The sequence below is a fragment of the Streptomyces sp. NPDC054783 genome, assembly GCF_053611725.1.
This window is the reverse complement of record NZ_JBSHAY010000054.1, coordinates 19118-39441: the sequence shown is the minus strand read 5'-3', so window position 1 is coordinate 39441 and position 20324 is coordinate 19118. Positions and strand designations below refer to the sequence as shown.

Genomic DNA, 20324 nt, shown 5'->3' with positions numbered 1-20324 from the left:
GCATCCCCACCCGAGACCAGCAACCGCCACAGATCCTCCGGCGACCGCACATCACCCGGGAAACGACAGCTCATCGCCACAATGGCGACGGGCTCCCGGGCCCGGTCCTCGATGTCCCGCAGCCGCCCGTACGCCTCGTCGAGATCCGTCGTGACTTTCTTGAGGTATTCGCGGAGCTTTGCTTCGTTCGCCATGGGCGCTTCACCTATTCGGATGGTCGTCGAGATCGGGGCGGTGGTGGGTGCGATGCGATGGCCTGCTCATGGCTTCAGCTCGCGCCGAATCGCTTGTCGATGAAGTCGAACAGCTCGTCGTCGCTGGCGTCTTCGAGGACCGCCGTGGTCTCACCGCCGCCCTGGCCACGGCGTGCGTCGTTCCACTGGGCCAGAAGCGACTGCAGGCGTACCGCGACCCGGGCGTGTGCCGCGTCGTCCGCCAGCAGCGTCGCCAGGCCGTCGGCCGCAGGCGAAGAGAACGCGTTCTCCAGCCGGTTCAGCTCGTCCAGCACGGACACCTCCGGCTCGGCCGCCTCGGGCGCGACCTGCCCGAGCAGGTGCTGCGCGAGTGCGGCCGGTGTCGGATAGTCGTAGACGAGCGTGGCCTGCAGGCGCAGCCCCGTCGCCGTGTTGAGCCGGTTGCGCAGTTCGACCGCGGTCAGGGAGTCGAAGCCCAGTTCGCGGAACGCCTGTCCGGCGCCCACCTCATCGTGCGAGGTGTGCCCCAGGACGGCGGCCACCTGCCCGCGTACCAGATCGAGCACCGTCTGTTCCCGCTCGGCCGCCGACAGCCGAGCCAGCCGCTGCGCCAGCCCCTCGGCGCCGTCTCCGCCGGCGGTGTGGCCGTCGCCGGAGCGGCGACGGACCGTCGTGCGCACCAGGCCGCGGAACATCGGCAGGAGGTCGCCGCTCGCCGCGGCGGCGCGCAAGGTACCGAAGTCGAGCCCGAGCGGCACCAGGACGGCCTCGCCGGATGCGGTGCTCGCCTGGCAGGCGGCGTCGAACAGGGCGAGTCCCTGGTCCGCCGACAGCGGCAGTACGCCTCCGAGCGCCGCACGGGAGCGGTCGGCGGCGGCCAGCCTGCCCGCCATGCCGCGTTCCTCGGCCCACATGCCCCACACCAGGGACAGAGCGGTCAGTCCGCGGGCGCGGCGGTGGCGGGCCAGCGCGTCGAGGAAGACGTTGGCCGCCGCGTAGTTGGCCTGCCCCGCGGCGCCGAGCGTGCCGGCCGCCGCCGAGAACAGCACGAACGCCGACAGATCCAGGTCCTGGGTCAGGTCGTGCAGATTGAGCGCCGCGTCGACCTTCGCCCGCAGCACCCGGGCGACACGCTCGGGCGTGAGCATGTCGACGACACCGTCGTCCAGTACGGCCGCGGTGTGCACGACGGCCGTCAGCGGATGCTCCGCCGGCACCGTCGCGAGGAGTTCGGCGAGCGCCGCGCGGTCGGCCACGTCGCAGGCCACCACCGTGACCTGCGTCCCCCACCGGCCGAGTTCCTCCCGGAGTTCGGCCATGCCCTCCGCGGCGGGTCCGCTCCGGCTGACCAGCAGCAGACGGCGGGCACCGTGTTCCGCCGCCAGATGCCGTGCGAGCAGCCTCCCCAGCCCACCGGTGGCCCCGGTGATCAGGACGGTCCCCTGAGGATCGAACGCCGGAGCCGTCCGCTCGACGACCCGCGCCGTACGGGCAAGGCGCGGCACGTACGCGGAACCGGACCGCAGGACGAGTTCCGGCTCCCCGGACATCACGGCCCCCGCAAGCGCGCTGTAGGAGGCACCGGTCCGGTCGGTGTCGAGCAGGACGATCCGGTCGGGGTTCTCCGACTGCGCGGACCGCACCAGGCCCCACACCGCCGCGTGCGCCAGGTCCGCGACGTCCTCTCCCGGGCCGGTGGCGACCGCGCCGGCGGTGAGGACCACCAGCCGGGTGCCGGCGAACCGGTCACCGGCCAGCCAGGACTGCAGGGCGCCGAGTGCCCGGGTGACGGAAGCACCGACCTGCGCGGCCAAGCGGGACCTGTCGCCGTGGTGGTTGTCACCGCCGTCGCCGTGCTCCCCGTGCTCGCCGCGAGCGGCGCGCGTTCCGGATACACAGGGCAGCAGGATCACGTCCGGAACAGCACGGCCCGCGCCGACGGCCGTCTCCAGCGACGACACGTCGTCGAAGACCTCGGCCCGGATGCCCGCCTTCATGAGCGACGCCGTCACTCCTGCGTCGTCCAGTGTGCCGATGACGGCGTAGCCGCCGCTGTCGGATCCGGCGACGGACGCGACGGGCGTGCGCAGCCACTCGAGGCGGAACAGCGAGTCGTGGTGGGCACTGTGGTCCCCCATCGCCGCGACGGTGGCGGCCATCTGCTCGGCGGTGAGGGGGCGCAGGACCACGGACTGTGCCGTCACCACCGGGGCACCGGCGGAATCCGTCGCGGTCAACGCCACGGAACCGTCGCCCACGGAACCGATCCGCACCCGCAGCACGGCGGGAGCCGGGGCGTGCAGCACCACCTCCCGCCAGGCGAGGGCCAGATCACCCGCCCTCACACCGCCAGGAGCACACCGGTGAGCCGCCAGGAGCGCCGCGTCGAGCAGCGTGGGAGGCAGTGTGAACCGCTCAGCACTTCCTCGCTGTCCGCCTTCCCCCTGGTCGCCCCCCTCCTGGTCCGGAGCGAGTCGCACCTCGGCGAAGACCACTCCGTCGCGCACCCACACCTGCTGCAGCGTCCGGAGGGACGCGCCGTGCACGACCCCCGCGGCAGCCGACGCCTCGTACAGCGTGTCGACCGGCACCGCCTCGGCACCGGCCGGCGGCCAGACCGCCAAGTCGGCCGCGCCGGGGAGGGTGTCTCCGGCATCCGGGGCAGCAGTGAGCGTGGCGCTCGCGTTGCGGGTCCACGGGAGGTCCGGCCGAATGCCGTCACCGGCGCCGGAAGTCGCCCGCTCGGGCCGCGAGTACACCGTGAAGGTGCGGCGGTCCGACCGGTCCCTCGTGCCGTCGTCGGGTCCGGACTCGCCGACCTGCACCCGCAGTTGGACGCCACCGTGCTCCGGCAACACCAGCGGCGTGTGCACGTCCAGCTCGACCGGCACCGGGCAGCCGACCTGGTCGCCGGCGTGGATCGCCAGCTCCACGAACGCCGACGCGGGCAGAACCACCTGCCCCATGACCGTGTGATCGGCCAGCCAGGGATGTGTCTGCAACGACAGCCGCCCCGTGAACAGGCAACCGTCCGAGTCGGGCAGTTCCACGGCGGCACCCAGCAACGGATGGTCGGCCGAGCCGATCCCGACGGACGTCACGTCGTCGGAGCCGGTGAAGACGTCGACCCAGTAGTGCCGGTGCTGGAAGGCGTAGGTGGGCAGGTCGACGCGTCGGGCACCGGTGCCGGCGTAGTAGGCCTGCCAGTCCACCGCGATGCCCCGGGTGTGGGCGTGCGCGAGGGCCGTGGTCAGGGTTTCCGGCTCCGGACGGTCCTTTCGCAGCACCGGAACGAAAGCATGGTCCTCGCCGGTGACGCAGTCCTGCGCCATCGCCGAGAGCACACCGTCCGGGCCGAGCTCGATGAACGTGGTGACGTTCTGGGCCTCGAGCGTGCGGATGCCGTCGTGGAAGCGGACGGCCTCACGGACGTGACGGACCCAGAAGCCGGGGCTGGTGATCTCCTCCGGGGTTGCGAGGGTGCCGGTGAGATTGGAGACGACCGGGATACGCGGAGCCTCGTACGACAGGCCCTCGACAACCTCGCGGAAGGCCTCCAGCATGCCGTCCATGTGCGGCGAGTGGAAGGCGTGACTGACCGTCAGACGGCGGGTCTTGCGCCCCTGCTCCTCGAAGCGGGCCGCGATCTCCAGTACGACGTCCTCGTCACCGGCGACCACCACGGAGGTGGGGCCGTTGACAGCGGCGATGCTCACCCGGTCGGTCAGGTACGGCGCGACCTCGTCCTCGGCAGCCTGCACCGCCACCATCGCACCACCGGACGGCAGCTCCTGCATCAGCCGGCCGCGCGCGGCGACCAGCGTGCAGGCGTCCTCCAGCGACAGCACACCCGCACAGTGCGCCGCCGCGATCTCACCGATCGAGTGACCGGAGACGAAGTCCGGGCGCACACCCCACGACTCCAGCAGCCGGAACAGCGCCACCTCCACCGCGAACAACGCGGGCTGCGTGTATGCCGTCTGATCCAGAACTCCGGACGTGTCGCCGAACACCGCCTCGCGCAACGGCAGTTCGAACCGCTCGAAGACCTCGTCCAGCGCCCGGGCGAACACGGGGTGGGCGTCGTACAGCTCCCGGCCCATGCCGAGCCGCTGACTGCCCTGCCCGGTGAACAGGAACGCCGTGCGGCCCTCATCGACCGTTCCCCGGACCACCTGCGACCCCGGTTCCCCCGCCGCCAGTGCGGCGAGCCCGGCCAGCAGGACGTCGCGGTCACCACCGACCACCGCCGCTCGTCGCTCCAGCGCGGCCCGCGAGGTGGCGAGCGAGTAGGCGACATCTGCGGGCCTCGCATCGCCGTCTGAGGCGATCCGGGTCCACAGGCGCTCGGCCTGCGCCCGCAGTGCGCCGTCGGACTTGGCGGAGAGAACCCACATGGTGCTCAACGGTGCGGCCTGGTACGGAAGAGCCTCCGTCCGGTCAACGTCTTCAGCCGGTGGCTGCTCGAGCACGGTGTGGGCGTTGGTGCCGCTCACGCCGAAGGAGGACACGCCCGCCCGGCGAGGGCGGCCGGTCTCCGGCCACGACCGGGCCTCGGTCAGCAGCTCCACCGCACCCGCCGACCAGTCCACATGCGGCGTCGGCTCATCGACATGCAGGGTCTGCGGCAGCACACCGTGCCGCATCGCCATCACCATCTTCATGATGCCCGCGACACCGGCCGCGGCCTGCGTGTGACCGATGTTCGACTTGATGGAGCCGAGCAACAGCGGCCGGTCCTCGGCCCGCTCCTGACCGTAGGTGGCCAGCAGCGCCTGCGCCTCGATCGGGTCACCCAGCGTCGTACCCGTACCGTGCGCCTCCACCACGTCCACATCGGCGGCGGACAGCCCGGCACTCGCCAGCGACTGCCGGATCACCCGCTGCTGCGACGGACCGTTCGGCGCCGTCAGACCATTGCTCGCACCATCCTGGTTCACCGCCGAACCACGGACCACCGCCAGCACCGGATGTCCGTTACGGCGGGCATCCGAGAGCCGCTCGACCAGGAGCATGCCCACGCCCTCACCCCAGCCGGTGCCGTCCGCACCCGCCGCGAACGCCTTCACCCGGCCATCGGCCGCAAGACCACGCTGCCGGCTGAACTCGATGAACGCGCCGGGCGTCGACATCACGGTCACACCGCCGGCCAGGGCCAGCTCGCACTCACCACTGCGCAGCGCCTGGGCGGCGAGGTGCAGGGCGACCAGCGACGAGGAGCAGGCCGTGTCCACCGTCACCGCAGGCCCTTCGACACCGAAGGTGTAGGCGAGACGCCCGGAGACGACGCTGGCCGAGTTGCCGGTGCTCATGAAGCCGTCCGTGGCCTCGGGGGAGTTGAGGACCAGGGACAGGTAGTCCTGACCGTTGGTCCCGATGAATACGCCCGCCTGGCTGCCGCGTACGGACGACGGATCGATCCCGGCGCGCTCGAACGCCTCCCACGACGTCTCCAGCAGCAGCCGCTGCTGCGGGTCCATGGCGAGCGCCTCGCGAGGGCTGATCCCGAAGAACGCCGGGTCGAACTCGGCTGCGTCGTAGAGGAAGCCGCCCTCATGCGCGTACGAGGTGTTCGTCGTACCGGAAGTGGGAGAGCCGGTGGTGGGCAACGCGTCCGACCGGGAGGCGTACAGCGAGTCGAGGTCCCAGCCGCGGTCGGTGGGGAAGCCGGAGACCGCGTCCCGCCCGGAGGCGAGGAGCTGCCAGAGGTCTTCCGGCGACCGTACGCCACCGGGGAAGCGGCAGCTCATGCCGACGATCGCGATCGGGTCGTCCGTCGCCTCCACCGACCGCGACAGCGGGCCGCCGGCCACCGCCTGCGTGCCGAGCAGTTCCGTCCACAGGTGATCTGCCAGCGACGTCGGAGTCGGGTAGTCGTAGATCAGCGTGGCGGGAAGCCGCAGCTCTCCCGCGGCCCCCAGGCGGTTGCGGAGCTCGACCGCCGTCAGCGAATCGAAGCCGAGCTCCTTGAACGCGCGGTTGGCGCCGACGGTCTCGGGACCGGCGTGGCCGAGCACGGCCGCGACGGTCTCACGTACCAGATCCAGCAGCAGGCGCCGCTGCTCCGTCTCGGGGAGACGCGACATGCGCTGTGCGAGGGAGGACGTGGGCACCCTGTCCGTGCCGGAATCGGCGGCGGATTCGGCGGGTGCCAGAGCCTCGCGTGCTTCGGGGAGTTCCGCCAGCAAGCAGCTCTGGCGCACGGCGGTGAAGCCGGGTGCGAACCGCTGCCAGTCGACGTCCGCGACGGCCACCACCGTGTCGTGCGAGTCCAGCGCGTGCTGCAGCGCGTCGATCGCAGCCGAGGTGGTCATCGGCGGTACGCCGCCGGCCCGCATCCGCTGCGCGAGGGCCTCGTCGGCGGCCATGCCGCCTTCGGCCCAGGGGCCCCAGGCGATCGAGGTGGCGGGCAGTCCGTCGGCGCGCCGCTGCTCGGCGAGCGCGTCGAGGTGGGCGTTGGCCGCGGCGTAGTTGGCCTGGCCCGCGGTTCCCCATACGCCACTCACCGAGGAGAAGAGCACGAAGGCCGACAGGTCCATGTGCCGGGTGAGTTCATGCAGATGCACCGCGGAGACCGCCTTCGCCCGCAGCACCGCCTCGAACCGCTCCGGAGTCAGCGAGTCCAGCACACCGTCGTCCAGCACACCGGCGGTGTGCACGACCGCCGACAACGGAAACTCCTCCGGCACCGACTCCAGAAGCCGGCCCAACGCCTCCCGATCCCCCACATCACACGCCGCCACCGTCACCCGGGCACCCAACGACCCGAGCTCCGCCTCCAGCTCCACCGCCCCCGGCGCCCCGGAACCACGACGACTGACCAACAGCACATGATCAGCACCCCGACGCGCAAGCCACCGCGCCACCTCGGCACCCAACGCACCCGTACCACCCGTCACCAGCACCGTGCCGCGCGGGGTCCAGGCGTCCTCGGGCGCCGGCCCCTGCGGTGCCCGCAGCAGCCGGCGCCCGAAGAGGGCCGAGGAGCGTACCGCGACCTGGTCCTCGTGGCCGCTGCCGGCCAGCACGCCGGCCAGCCGGGACAGTGCCCGCTCGTCCGGCGTCCGCGGCAGGTCGACCAGTCCGCCCCAGCGTCCCGGGTGCTCCAGGGCGGCCACCCGTCCCAGACCCCAGATCTGTGCCTGCACGGCATCGTGCACCGGCTCGGAGGCGGCCGTGGCGACCGCGCCACGGGTGACACACCACAGGGGTGCCGTCACACCGGCGTCGCCCAGTGCCTGGACCAACAAGGCGGACGGAGCGGCGCCCGTCCCGGCGTTCGGCAGCCACAGCACGCCTTCGAGCTCCGGCGCGTCGCCGACGGCGTCCTGGATCAGCGCGGCCAGCGAGTGCCGGTCGGCGCCGTCGACGGGGACGGTCAGTTGCCTGAGGCGGGCCCCGTACCGGGCCAGTCCCTCGATGACATCTTCCGCGGCTCCGGCGCGCGGCACCACCGTCAGCCACTCCCCGGGCAGCCGGTTCGCGCCGCTCTCACGCAGCGGCTGCCAGACCACCCGGTAGCGCCACCCCGCGTCCGCCGACGGCAGGGAAGTCCGCGGCCAGTAACGCCGGTGCTGGAACGCATAGGTGGGCAGGTCGACGCGGCGGGCTTCCCCATCGGCGAAGAACGCCCGCCAGTCCACCGTGACACCGCGCACATGCGCCTGTCCGAGCCCCGTCACCAGCGTCTCCGGCTCGGCGCGTCCCCTGCGCAGCACGGGCACGAACATCCGGTCCTCGCCGGTGACGCACTCCTGCCCCATCGCCGACAACACGCCGTCGGGTCCGAGTTCGACGAAAGTCGTCACGTTGTGCGCTTCGAGGGCACGGATGCCGTCGTGGAAGCGCACGGCCTCGCGGACGTGGCGCACCCAGAAGTCGGGGCTGGTGATCTCCTCGGCGGTCGCGAGAGCACCGGTGAGGTTGGAGACGACCGGGATCCGCGGGGCCTCGTACGACAGCCCCTCCGCGACCTTGCGGAAGTCGGCCAGCATGCCGTCCATGTGCGGGGAGTGGAAGGCGTGGCTGACCGTCAGGCGCTTCGTCTTGCGGCCCTGCGCCTCGAAGGCGGCGGCGATCTCCAGTACGACGTCCTCGTCACCCGCGACCACCACGGAGGTCGGACCGTTGACGGCCGCGATGCTCACGACGTCCGTCAGGTACGGGGTGACCTCGTCCTCGGTCGCCTGGACCGCCACCATCGCACCACCGGCGGGCAGCTCCTGCATCAGCCGGCCACGCGCCGCGACCAGCGTGCACGCGTCCTCCAGCGACAGCACACCCGCACAATGCGCGGCCGCCAGCTCGCCGATGGAATGACCGGAGAGGAAGTCCGGCCTGATGCCCCACGATTCCAGCAGCCGGAACAGCGCCACCTCCACCGCGAACAACGCGGGCTGTGTATACGCCGTCTGGTCGATCAGTCCGGCATCGTCACCGAACATCACCTCGCGCAACGGGATTTCGAAGTGGGCGAAGATCTCGTCCAGTGCCCGGGTGAACGCGGGGTGGGCGTCGTACAGCTCCCGGCCCGTCCCCAGCCGCTGGCTGCCTTGTCCGGTGAACAGGAACGCCGACTTGCCCCGGGTGTCTGTACTGCCACGGATGACTCGGGGCGAGGGGCTGCCCATGGCCAGAGCCTGAAGGCCTGCCACCGCGGAGGCGTGCTCCGATGCCACGACCACCGCGCGCTCTTCGAAGGACGAGCGGCCCGCGGCCAGTGAGTATCCGATGTCCGCCAGGCCCAGTTCGGGGCGCGCCGTCAGATGCGACCACAACCTGTCGGCCTGCGCCTGCAGGGCGTCGGCGTCCATCGCCGACACGAGTAGCGGTACGACCGTGGCGGCGGGGTACGACCGCGTCCGGGGGGCTTCGGTCACGTCGCCTTCGGGTGCCTCCTCGAGGATGGTGTGGGCATTGGTCCCACTGAAACCGAAGGAGGACACGCCCGCCCGGCGAGGGCGGCCGGTCTCCGGCCACGACCGGGCCTCGGTCAGCAGCTCCACCGCACCCGCCGACCAGTCCACGTGCGGCGTCGGCTCATCGACATGCAGGGTCTGCGGCAGCACACCGTGCCGCATCGCCATCACCATCTTCATGATGCCCGCGACACCGGCCGCGGCCTGCGTGTGACCGATGTTCGACTTGATGGAGCCGAGCAACAGCGGCCGGTCCTCGGCCCGCTCCTGACCGTAGGTGGCCAGCAGCGCCTGCGCCTCGATCGGGTCACCCAGCGTCGTACCCGTACCGTGCGCCTCCACCGCGTCCACATCGGCGGCGGACAGCCCGGCACTCGCCAGCGACTGCCGGATCACCCGCTGCTGCGACGGACCGTTCGGCGCCGTCAGACCATTGCTCGCACCATCCTGGTTCACCGCCGAGCCACGGACCACCGCCAGCACCGGATGTCCGTTACGGCGGGCATCCGAGAGCCGCTCGACCAGGAGCATGCCCACGCCCTCACCCCAGCCGGTGCCGTCCGCACCCGCCGCGAACGCCTTCACCCGGCCATCGGCCGCAAGACCACGCTGCCGGCTGAAGTCGATGAAGGTGCCCGGTGTCGACATCACGGTCACGCCGCCGGCCAGGGCCAGCTCGCACTCACCGCTGCGCAGCGCCTGGATCGCCCAGTGCAGGGCGACCAGGGAGGACGAGCAGGCCGTGTCCACCGTCACGGCGGGGCCTTCGAGCCCGAAGACGTAGGCGAGCCGTCCGGAGACCACGCTCGCCGCGTTGCCCGTGCCCAGGTGTCCCTCGAGCCCCTCGGGGTCTTCCAGGAGGAGCGAGAGGTAGTCCTGGCCGTTGGTGCCCACGAAGACTCCGGCCTGGCTGCCGCGCACGGTCGCCGGGTCGATTCCGGCCCGTTCGAACGCCTCCCAGGTGGTCTCCAGCAGCAGCCGCTGCTGCGGGTCCATGGCGAGCGCCTCACGCGGCGAGATCCCGAAGAACGCCGGGTCGAAGTCGCCCGCGTCGTAGAGGAATCCGCCCTCACGCGCGTACGAGGTGCCGGGTGCGTCGGGGTCCGGGTTGTAGAGGCGTTCGATGTTCCAGCCGCGGTCGAGGGGCAGACCGGAGACGGCGTCCGCGCCGGAGGCGAGGAGCTGCCACAAGTCCTCCGGCGACCGTACGCCGCCCGGGAAGCGACAGCTCATCGCCACGATCGCGATGGGGTCGTCCACCGTCTGCCCCGCTCGCGACACCGTGCCGTGGGCCACTGCCCGGGTGCCGACCAGTTCGGTCCACAGGTGATCGGCCAGCGCGGACGGAGTCGGATGGTCGAACACCAGCGTCGTCGGGAGCCGCAGGTCGCTCGCGGCGCCCAGTCGGTTGCGCAGCTCGACCGCCGTCAGCGAATCGAAGCCGAGCTCCTTGAACGCCCGCCCCGCGTCGACGTCGGCGGCGTCCGCGTGGCCGAGTACCTGGGCGACATGCGTGAGGACCAGGTCGAGGAGGAGCTGTTTCTGTTCCGCCTCGGCGAGCCCGGCGAGCCGCTGGGCCGCAGAGGACCGCGGGGCCGCGCCGGGTACGGGGGCCGCGTCCCGTTCGGTCCGCGCCTCGGGCAGGTCGGCCAGCAGGGGGCTGGGCCGCACGGCGGTGAACCCGGTGGCGTAGCGCTGCCAGTCGACGTCCGCGACGGTCACCACGGTCTCGTCCTGGTCCAGCATCCGCTGCAGCGCGGAGATCGCCGCGTCGCTGGCCATGGGCGGGACTCCGCCGAGCGCCATGCGCTTCGCCAGCGCCTCGTCGGACGCCATGCCGGCCGCCCAGGCACCCCAGGCGATCGAGGTGGCGGGCAGTCCGTCGGCGCGCCGCTGCTCGGCGAGCGCGTCGAGGTGGGCGTTGGCCGCGGCGTAGTTGGCCTGACCGGGAGCGCCGAGCGTGCCGCTCATGGAGGAGAAGAGCACGAAGGCCGACAGGTCCATGTGCCGGGTGAGTTCATGCAGATGCACCGCGGAGACCGCCTTCGCCCGCAGCACCGCCTCGAACCGCTCCGGAGTCAGCGAGTCCAGCACCCCGTCGTCCAGCACACCGGCGGTGTGCACGACCGCCGACAACGGAAACTCCTCCGGCACCGACTCCAGAAGCCGGCCCAACGCCTCCCGATCCCCCACATCACACGCCGCCACCGTCACCCGGGCACCCAACGACCCGAGCTCCGCCTCCAGCTCCACCGCCCCCGGCGCCCCGGAACCACGACGACTGACCAACAGCACATGATCAGCACCCCGACGCGCAAGCCACCGCGCCACCTCGGCACCCAACGCACCCGTACCACCCGTCACCAGCACCGTGCCCTCGGGCTTCCACGTCCGTGCCGGCGGGGCACCGGCCGCGGAGGCGCGGACCAGCCTGCGGGCGAGCAGGCCGGAGGGGCGGATGGCGATCTGGTCCTCGTCGGCCGCGCCGGAGCCGGCCGTCCGGGACAGGGTGCCGGCCGCACGGGACAAGGTGCCGGCCAGGCGGGACAGCGCCTGGGCGTCCACCGTCTCGGGCAGGTCGATCAACCCGCCCCAGCGTTCCGGATGTTCCAGGGCGGCCACCCGGCCAAGACCCCAGACCGCCGCCTGTGCCGGGTCCCGGGGCCGGTCTCCGACGGCGGTCGACATCACGCCACGGGTGACACACCACAGCGGGGCCGTGGCCTGGGCGTCGCCCAGCGCCTGCACCAGTACGGCGGTCGACGTCACCGCCAGGGGGCCGTCCAGCAGCGAGATGACGCCCGTGACCGCGGACGCCGCGGTGGTGAGCCGTTCGGCCAGTGCGGCACGGTTGTCCGCGTCGGCCTGCGTCAGCACGAACTCATGGACGTCTGCACCGCGTTCGGCCAGTCCGCCGCAGATGTCCGCGGCGGCTCCCGTCTCCGGCACGACCACCAGCCATCGGCCGGACAGCCGTGTGCCGGAGGCCTCGGCCAGCGGCTTCCACACGGTGCGGTAGCACCAGCCGTCCACTGTCGACCGCTCATCGCGCCGACGGCGCCAGGAGGACAGGGCGGGCAGCATGCCATCGAGCCACGTGTCCTGCTCGACCTCGAGTTCGGCGGCGACGGCCGCCAGGTCCTGGCGCTCCACGGCCTGCCAGAACCGCGCTTCCACGGAGGCGTCGCCCACCGCGGCGGGCCGGGAAGCGGTGCCCGCGTGCTCGGGCCAGAAGCGGTGACGCTGGAACGCGTAGGTGGGCAGGTCGACGCTGCGTGCACCGGTGCCGGCGAAGAATGCCCGCCAGTCCACCGCGACACCCCGGACGTGGACCTGCGCCAGCGCCCTGACCAGCGCCTCCACTTCGGAACGCCCCTTGCGCAGCACGGGTTCAAACGCCTGGTCGTCGCCGGTGACGCACTCCTGGCCCATCGCCGACAGCACACCGTCGGGCCCGAGTTCGACATACGTCGTCACCCCTTCGGCCTCGAGCGCCCGGATGCCGTCGTGGAAGCGGACCGCCTCACGGACATGACGCACCCAGAACCCGGGGTCGGTGATCTCCTCCGCGGTCGCGAGCGCGCCGGTGAGGTTCGAGACGACCGGAATCCGCGGAGCCCCGTACGACAAGCCCTCGGCAACCCGGCGGAACGCCTCCAGCATCCCGTCCATGTGCGGGGAATGGAACGCGTGGCTGACCGTCAGGCGCCTTGTCTTTCGGCCCTGCTCCTCGAAGCGGGCGGCGATCTGCAGTACGGCGTCCTCGTCACCGGCCACGACCACGGAGGCCGGGCCGTTGACGGCCGCGATGCTCACCGCATCGGTCAGGTACGGGGTGACCTCGTCCTCGGTCGCCTGCACCGCCACCATCGCGCCGCCGGCTGGCAGTTCCTGCATCAGCCGGCCACGCGCCGCGACCAGCGTGCACGCGTCGGCCAGCGACAGCACACCCGCGCAGTGCGCCGCCGCGATCTCACCGATCGAGTGACCGGAGACGAAGTCCGGCCTGATACCCCACGATTCCAGCAGCCGGAACAACGCCACCTCGACGGCGAACAAGGCGGGCTGTGTGTACGCCGTCCGGTCGAGCAGCCCGGCGTCGTCACCGAACATCACCTCGCGCAGCGGCAGTTCGAACCGTTCGAGGACCTCGTCCAGTGCCCGGGCGAACACGGGATACGCGTCGTACAGCTCCCGGCCCATCCCCAGCCGCTGACTGCCCTGACCGGTGAACAAGAACGCCGACTTGCCGCCGGCAGGGGTGCCCTGGACGAGTCCGGTGGTGCTGCTTCCTTCGGACAGCGCGGTCAGCCCGGCCACGAGACCGTCGCGGTCGTCCGCGACGACGACGGCGCGTACGTCGAACGCCGAGCGTCCGGTGGCCAGCGAACAGGCGACGTCGAGCGGCTCCGGCCCGGTGTGCGTGCCGAGGTGGGACAGCAGGCGGTCGGCCTGGGCACGGAGGGCGTCACGGGAGCGGCCCGACAGCAGGTAGGGCAGCACGGGCGGCGCCGGAGGGACGGTCGGCCGCTCCGGCTCGTCCGTGGGCGCCTGTTCGAGGACAACGTGTGCGTTGGTTCCGCTGTATCCGAACGAGGAGACACCCGCACGGCGCGGCCGGCCCGTCCGGGGCCATTCCCTGGACTCGGTGAGCAGTTCTATCGCCCCCGCCGCCCAGTCCACGTGCGGGGTCGGCTCGTCCACGTGCAAGGTCTGCGGAAGCAGGTCGTGCCGCATCGCCAGGATCATCTTGATCACACCGGCGGCGCCCGCGACGGCCTGGGTGTGGCCGATGTTCGACTTGATCGAGCCCAGCCACAGCGGGCGGTCGGCGGGGCGGTCCTGGCCGTAGGTGGCGAGCAGCGCCTGTGCCTCGATCGGGTCGCCGAGCGTCGTACCGGTGCCGTGGGCCTCCACCGCGTCGACGTCGGCGGCGGACAGCCCGGCACTCGCCAGGGCCTGCCGGATCACGCGCTGCTGGGAAGGGCCGTTGGGCGCGGTCAGGCCGTTGCTCGCGCCGTCCTGGTTGACGGCGCTGCCGCGCAGTACGGCCAGCACGGGGTGGCCGTTGCGGCGGGCGTCCGACAGGCGTTCCACCAGCAGCATGGCGACGCCCTCGGACCAGCTGGTGCCGTCGGCGGCAGCGGCGAACGCCTTGATCCGGCCGTCGGCGGCCAGGCCGCGCTGCCGGCTGAACTCGGTGAAGGCACCCGGCGTGGACATGAGCGTCACGGCTCCGGCGAGGGCCAGTGAGCACTCGCCGTCGCGCAGTGCCTGCGCGGCCAGATGCAGTGTGACCAGCGAGGAGGAGCAGGCGGTGTCGACGGTGATCGCGGGACCCTCGAGGCCGAACGTGTAGGAGAGGCGGCCGGAGGCGACGCTGGCCGCGTTGCCGGTGCCCAGGTGTCCTTCGAGGCCGTCGGCGTCCTGCAGCCACAGGGTCAGGTAGTCCTGTTCGTTGGAGCCGACGAAGACGCCGGTCCTGCTGCCGCGCAGCGTGGCCGGATCGATCCCGGCCCGTTCGAAGGCCTCCCAGGAGGTCTCCAGCAGCAGCCGCTGCTGCGGGTCCATCGCCAGCGCCTCGCGCGGCGAGATCCCGAAGAAGTCCGCGTCGAAGTACGCGGCGTCGTGCAGGAAGCCACCCTCGCGCGTGTAGCTGGTGCCCTCACGGTCGGGGTCGTCGCTGTACAGGGCGTCGAGGTCCCAGCCCCGGTCGGTCGGGAAGCCCGTGATGCCGTCCCGGCCGGACACCAGCAGCTGCCACAGCTCCTCGGGGGTACGGACCCCTCCGGGGAAACGGCAGCTCATCGCCACGATCGCGATGGGGTCGTCGGCCACGGCACCTGTCACCGGCACCACGGCGGTCTCGGTCTGCCGGCCGAGGAGCTCACCGCGCAGGTGCGTCGCGAGCGCGGCCGAGGTCGGATAGTCGAAGACGAGCGTGGGTGGCAGCCGCAGGCCGGTCGCGTCGCCGAGGAGGTTGCGCAGTTCGACGGCGGTGAGCGAGTCGAACCCGAGTTCCTTGAACGCGCGCGCGGGTTCCACCGCCGCGGGGCCGGCGTGCCCGAGCGCGTTCGCGACCTGGGTCCGTACCAGATCCAGCATGATCCGGTCCTGCTCGGGTGCCGTCAGGCCGTTCAGCCGGTCGAGCAGGTGCGAGGCGCCGCCCGCCGCGGAGCCGACGACGCCGGCCGCCCGGCGCCGCGGAGCACGCACCAGCCCTCGCAGCAACGGTGACATGGCGCCCGCGGCCTGGCCGCGCAGGGCCGGCACGTCGACACGCATCAGGACGAGCGCCGCCTCGTCGGTGTCCTGGGCGAGGTCGAACAGCGTACGGCCCTCGGTGGCCGACAGCGGAGGCAGACCGGCACGGCGCAGGCGGCGGATGTCCGTCTCGTCCAGGGTGCCCGCCATGCCGCCGGACTCGCCCCACAGGCCCCAGGCCAGCGCACTGGCCGGCAGCCCCTGGGCCCGCCGGTGGGCGGCCAGCGCATCGAGAAACGTGTTGGCCGCGGCGTAGTTCGCCTGTCCGGGGCCGCCGAAGACACCGGAGGAGGACGAGAACAGCACGAATGCCACCAGGTCCATGCCACGCGTCAGCTCGTGCAGGTGCAGGGCGCCGTCGACCTTGGGCCCGAAGACACGGTCGACACGGTTCGGTGACTGGGAAGCGAAGACGCCGTCGTCCAGCACGCCGGCGGTGTGTACGACGGCGGTCAGCGGATGGTCGGCCGGGACGGATGCGATGACCTCGGCGAGCGCCTCGCGGTCGGCCACGTCACAGGCCGCCCAGGTGACATGCGCACCGAGCGCGCCCAGTTCTGCCGTGAGTTCGTCCGCACCCGCCGCCTCGGCGCCGCGTCGGCTGACCAGCAGCAGGCGCCGGACCCCGTGCTCCGTCGCCAGATGCCGGGCGAACAACCCGCCCAGCATCCCCGAAGCACCCGTCAGCAGCACCGTCCCCTCGGGGTCGTACGCCCTCGGACGCTCCGTGGCAGCCCCTGCCGCGACCCGGGCCAACCGCGGCACCAGAAGTTCCCCGGCGCGTACCGCCAGCTGCGGTTCGTCCGCGGCCAGCGCGGTGGGCAGGACACGCCAGGACGCCTCCTCCCCGTCGCAGTCGACGAGGACGAAACGGTCCGGATTCTCCGAGACGGCCGAGCGCAGCAACCCCCATACGGCCGCCAGGGCCGGATCGACGTCCGCGTCCCGCTCGGCCGCCGCGACCGCACCGCGCGTCACCACGACCAGCCGGGCCCCCGCGAACCGGGTGTCGGCCAGCCACGCCTGCGCCAGCTCCAGCGCCTCCACCACCGCGGCGCGCACGGCGGCACCGGAGAGGGTACCCGTCGCACCGATGTGGACGAACACCTCGTCCGGCACCGGAGCACCCAAGTCCACGGCGGCCGACAGCGCCGTCAGGTCCGCGTGAAGTCCGCTCGTCCCGTCCGGGACGCCCGCCGGGAACGAGGTCCAGCTGCCGAGCACGGCTCGGCGGACACCGGCCACGGCCGCGGATCCGGTCCCCGCCGCGGCCGGGTCCTGACCGACCGGGAGGTTCACCCACTCCACTCGGAAGACCGACTCGTGGTACGCGACCCGTGCGGCCTGTACCTGGTCCCTGGAGACAGCGCGCAGAACTAGCGACTCCACGGTCGCCACGGGTGCACCCGCGGCGTCCGCGACCGCCAGCCGGACAGCGTCCCCACCCGTCGGCGCGAGGTGCACGCGCAATGCCGACGCACCGCCGGCGTGCAGCGACACCCCGCTCCAGGCGAAGGGCAGCCGTCCGCCACCGGCGTCGTCCAGCACGCCCAGCCCCAGCGCGTGCAGCGCGGCATCGAGCAGGGCGGGGTGCAGTCCGAACCGTCCCGCCCCGTCCACGGCCGCCTCGGGCAGGGCGACCTCGGCGAAGACCTCGGCGCCGCGCCGCCAGGCCGCCCGCAGCCCCTGGAAGACCGGCCCGTAGCCCAGGCCGGTCTCGGCCAGTTCCTCGTACAGGTTGGCAACCTCGACCGGTTCGGCATCCGCCGGAGGCCATGCGGACAGGTCGACGGAGGACCGCTGGGCGCCGGAGACGGCCAGCAGGCCGGTGGCATGCCGGGTCCAAGCGTGCTCGGTTCGGGCGTCCTGCGGTCGCGAGGCGACAGTGAGCGGCCGCCGTCCGTCGTCGTCCGGCGCACCGACCACCAGCTGCAGCTGTACGGCACCCCGCTCGGGCAGCACCAGCGGCGCCTCGAGGGTCAACTCCTCCAGCCGGTCGCAGCCGACCTGGTCCCCGGCCCGGATCGCCAGCTCCACGAACGCCGTACCCGGCAGCAGCACCGCACCCATCACCGCGTGATCCGCCAGCCACGGCTGCGTGTCCAGGGACAACCGACCCGTGAACAACAACCCGTCGGAATCGGCCAGCGGCACCGCCGCACCCAGCAACGGATGCCCGGCCGCCTCCAACCCGGCCGACACCACATCACCCACCCAGCCCGCGGGCGCCTCCAGCCAGAAACGCCGGTGCTGGAACGCATAGGTGGGCAGGTCGACACGGCCGGCGCCGGTCCCGGCGTAGTACGCCTGCCAGTCCACCACCATGCCCCGGGCATGGGCCTGCGCAAGGGCCGTGGTCAACGCCTCGGCCTCGGAACGGCCGCCGCGGAGAGTCGGCACGAACACGTGGTCACCGTCGCCGGTGACGCAGTCCTGCGCCATCGCCGACAGGACGCCGTCAGGGCCCAGCTCGACGAACGTGGTGACGTTCTGGGCCTCCAACGCCCGGACCCCGTCATGGAAACGGACCGCCTCACGCACATGACGGACCCAGAAGCCGGGGCTGGTGATCTCCTCGGCGCTGGCGAGAGCGCCGGTGAGGTTCGAAACGAGCGGGATACGCGGAGCCTCGTACGACAGCCCCTCCGCGACCTCCCGGAACGCCTCCAGCATGCCGTCCATGTGCGGGGAGTGGAAGGCGTGACTGACCGTCAGACGCTTCGACTTGCGGCCCTGCGCCTCGAAGCGGGCCGCGATCTCCAGTACGACGTCCTCGTCACCGGCCACGACCACGGAGGTGGGGCCGTTGACCGCCGCGATGCTCACCGCGTCGGTCAGGTACGGGATGACCTCGTCCTCGGTCGCCTGCACCGCCACCATCGCACCACCGGACGGCAGCTCCTGCATCAACCGACCCCGCGCCGCCACCAGCGTGCAGGCATCCTCCAACGACAGCACACCCGCACAATGCGCCGCAGCGATCTCACCGATCGAATGACCGGAGACGAAGTCCGGCCTGATACCCCACGATTCGAGCAGCCGGAACAGCGCCACCTCGACCGCGAACAACGCGGGCTGCGTATACGCCGTCTGGTTGAGCAGCTCAGCGTCATCGCCGAACATCGCCTCCCGCAGCGGCAGTTCAAAACGAGCGAACACCTCGTCCAGTGCCTCGGCGAACACGGGACAGGCGTCGTACAGCTCCCGGCCCATCCCCAGCCGCTGACTGCCCTGCCCGGTGAACAAGAACGCCGTCTTGCCCGCCACCACCGACCCGGTCACCAGGCCGGCCGCCGCACCGCGTCCCTCGGCCAGGGCCTCAAGCCCCGCCAGCAGACCGTCACGGCCACCCGCCACGACCACCGCACGCCGCTCCAGAGCGGCCCGCGTCGTCGCCAACGAGTACGCCACATCGACCGGTTCGACACCGGCGTCCCCGGCGACACGGTCAAGCAGCCGCCGCGCCTGCCCCCGCAGGGCCTCCTCGGTCCGACCCGACAGCACCCACGGCACCACCGGCAGCGCCGTCGCAGTCACCGGAGTGTCATCGACCGTGGGTGCCTGCTCGATGATCGTGTGCGCGTTGGTGCCGCTCACACCGAAGGCCGAGACCGCGGCCCGGCGCGGCTGACCGGTCTCCGGCCACTCGCGGGCCCCTGTCAGCAGTCGCACCGTACCCGCCGACCAGTCGACGTCCGGCGTCGGCTCGTCCACATGCAACGTCTTCGGCAGCACACCGTGGCGGATCGCCATCACCGTCTTGATGATCCCGGCGACGCCCGCGGCGTTCTGGGTGTGTCCGATGTTGGACTTCAGCGAGCCCAGCCAGAGCGGCCGGTTCTCGGGACGCTCCTGCCCATAGGTGGCCAGCAGCGCCTGCGCCTCGATCGGGTCACCCAGCCGGGTTCCGGTGCCGTGCGCCTCGACCGCGTCGATCTGGTCGGCCGTCAGGCGGGCGTTCTCCAGTGCCTGGCGGATGACACGCTGCTGCGAGGGACCGTTGGGTGCGGTCAGGCCGTTGCTCGCACCGTCCTGGTTGACGGCGCTGCCGGCGACGAGCGCCAGCACCTGGTGCCCGTTCCTCCGGGCGTCGGACAGCCGCTCGACGAGCAGCACGCCCACGCCCTCGGACCAGCCGGTGCCGTCCGCCGCCGCCGCGAACGACTTGCAGCGGCCGTCGGCGGACAGCCCCCGCTGCCGGCTGAACTCCACGAACACGTCGGGGGTGGCCAATACGGTCACGCCGCCGGCAAGCGCCAGGGAGCACTCGTTCTGGCGCAGTGCCTGCACGGCGAGGTGGAGGGCGACGGAGGACGACGAGCAGGCGGTGTCGATGGTGGCCGCCGGTCCCTCCAGGCCGAAGGCGTAGGCGATGCGGCCGGAGACCACGCTGGACGCGGTGCCGGTGAGGAGGTGGCCCTCGACGCCGTCCGGCAGGTCGTACTGGCCGGCGCCGTAGGCCTGGGAGGACGCGCCGATGAACACCCCGGTCCTGCTGCCCCGCGCGGCGGAGGGGTCGATGCCGGCGCTTTCGAACACCTCCCAGGACGCCTCCAACAGGATCCGCTGCTGCGGGTCCATCGCCAGCGCCTCGCGCGGCGAGATCCCGAAGAAGTCCGGATCGAACTGGGCGGCGTCGTGCAGGAAGCCGCCCTCGCGCGCGTAGGAGGTGCCTTCGTGCTCGGGGTCGGGGTCGTACAGCGACTCGACGTCCCAGCCGCGGTCCGTGGGGAAGCCGGAGACGGCGTCCTGGCCGTCGGCCACCAGCCGCCACAGCTCCTCCGGCGACCGTACCCCTCCGGGGAACCGGCAGCTCATGCCGACGATCGCGATCGGTTCCCGGGATGCCGCGGTGAGCTGCTGGTTCTGTCGACGCAACCGCTCGGTTTCCTTGAGCGAGGCCCGTAGCGCTTCAACGATCTTTTCGTTGGGGGTTGTCATCTTGTAC

General features: G+C 72.2%; 2 protein-coding genes. Both read right to left on the bottom strand.

Annotation, left to right across the window (positions count from 1 at the left end):
• The coding region (locus tag ACWGJ5_RS43725) for a polyketide synthase docking domain-containing protein (protein ID WP_385320761.1) at positions 1 to 194 on the bottom strand (194 nt) is incomplete at its 3' end.
• Between the two features lie 74 nt (positions 195 to 268).
• Positions 269 to 20317, bottom strand: coding sequence for a type I polyketide synthase (locus ACWGJ5_RS43720; protein WP_453315175.1), 20049 nt, complete (start codon positions 20315 to 20317; stop codon positions 269 to 271).
• Positions 20318 to 20324: the final 7 nt, after the last annotated feature.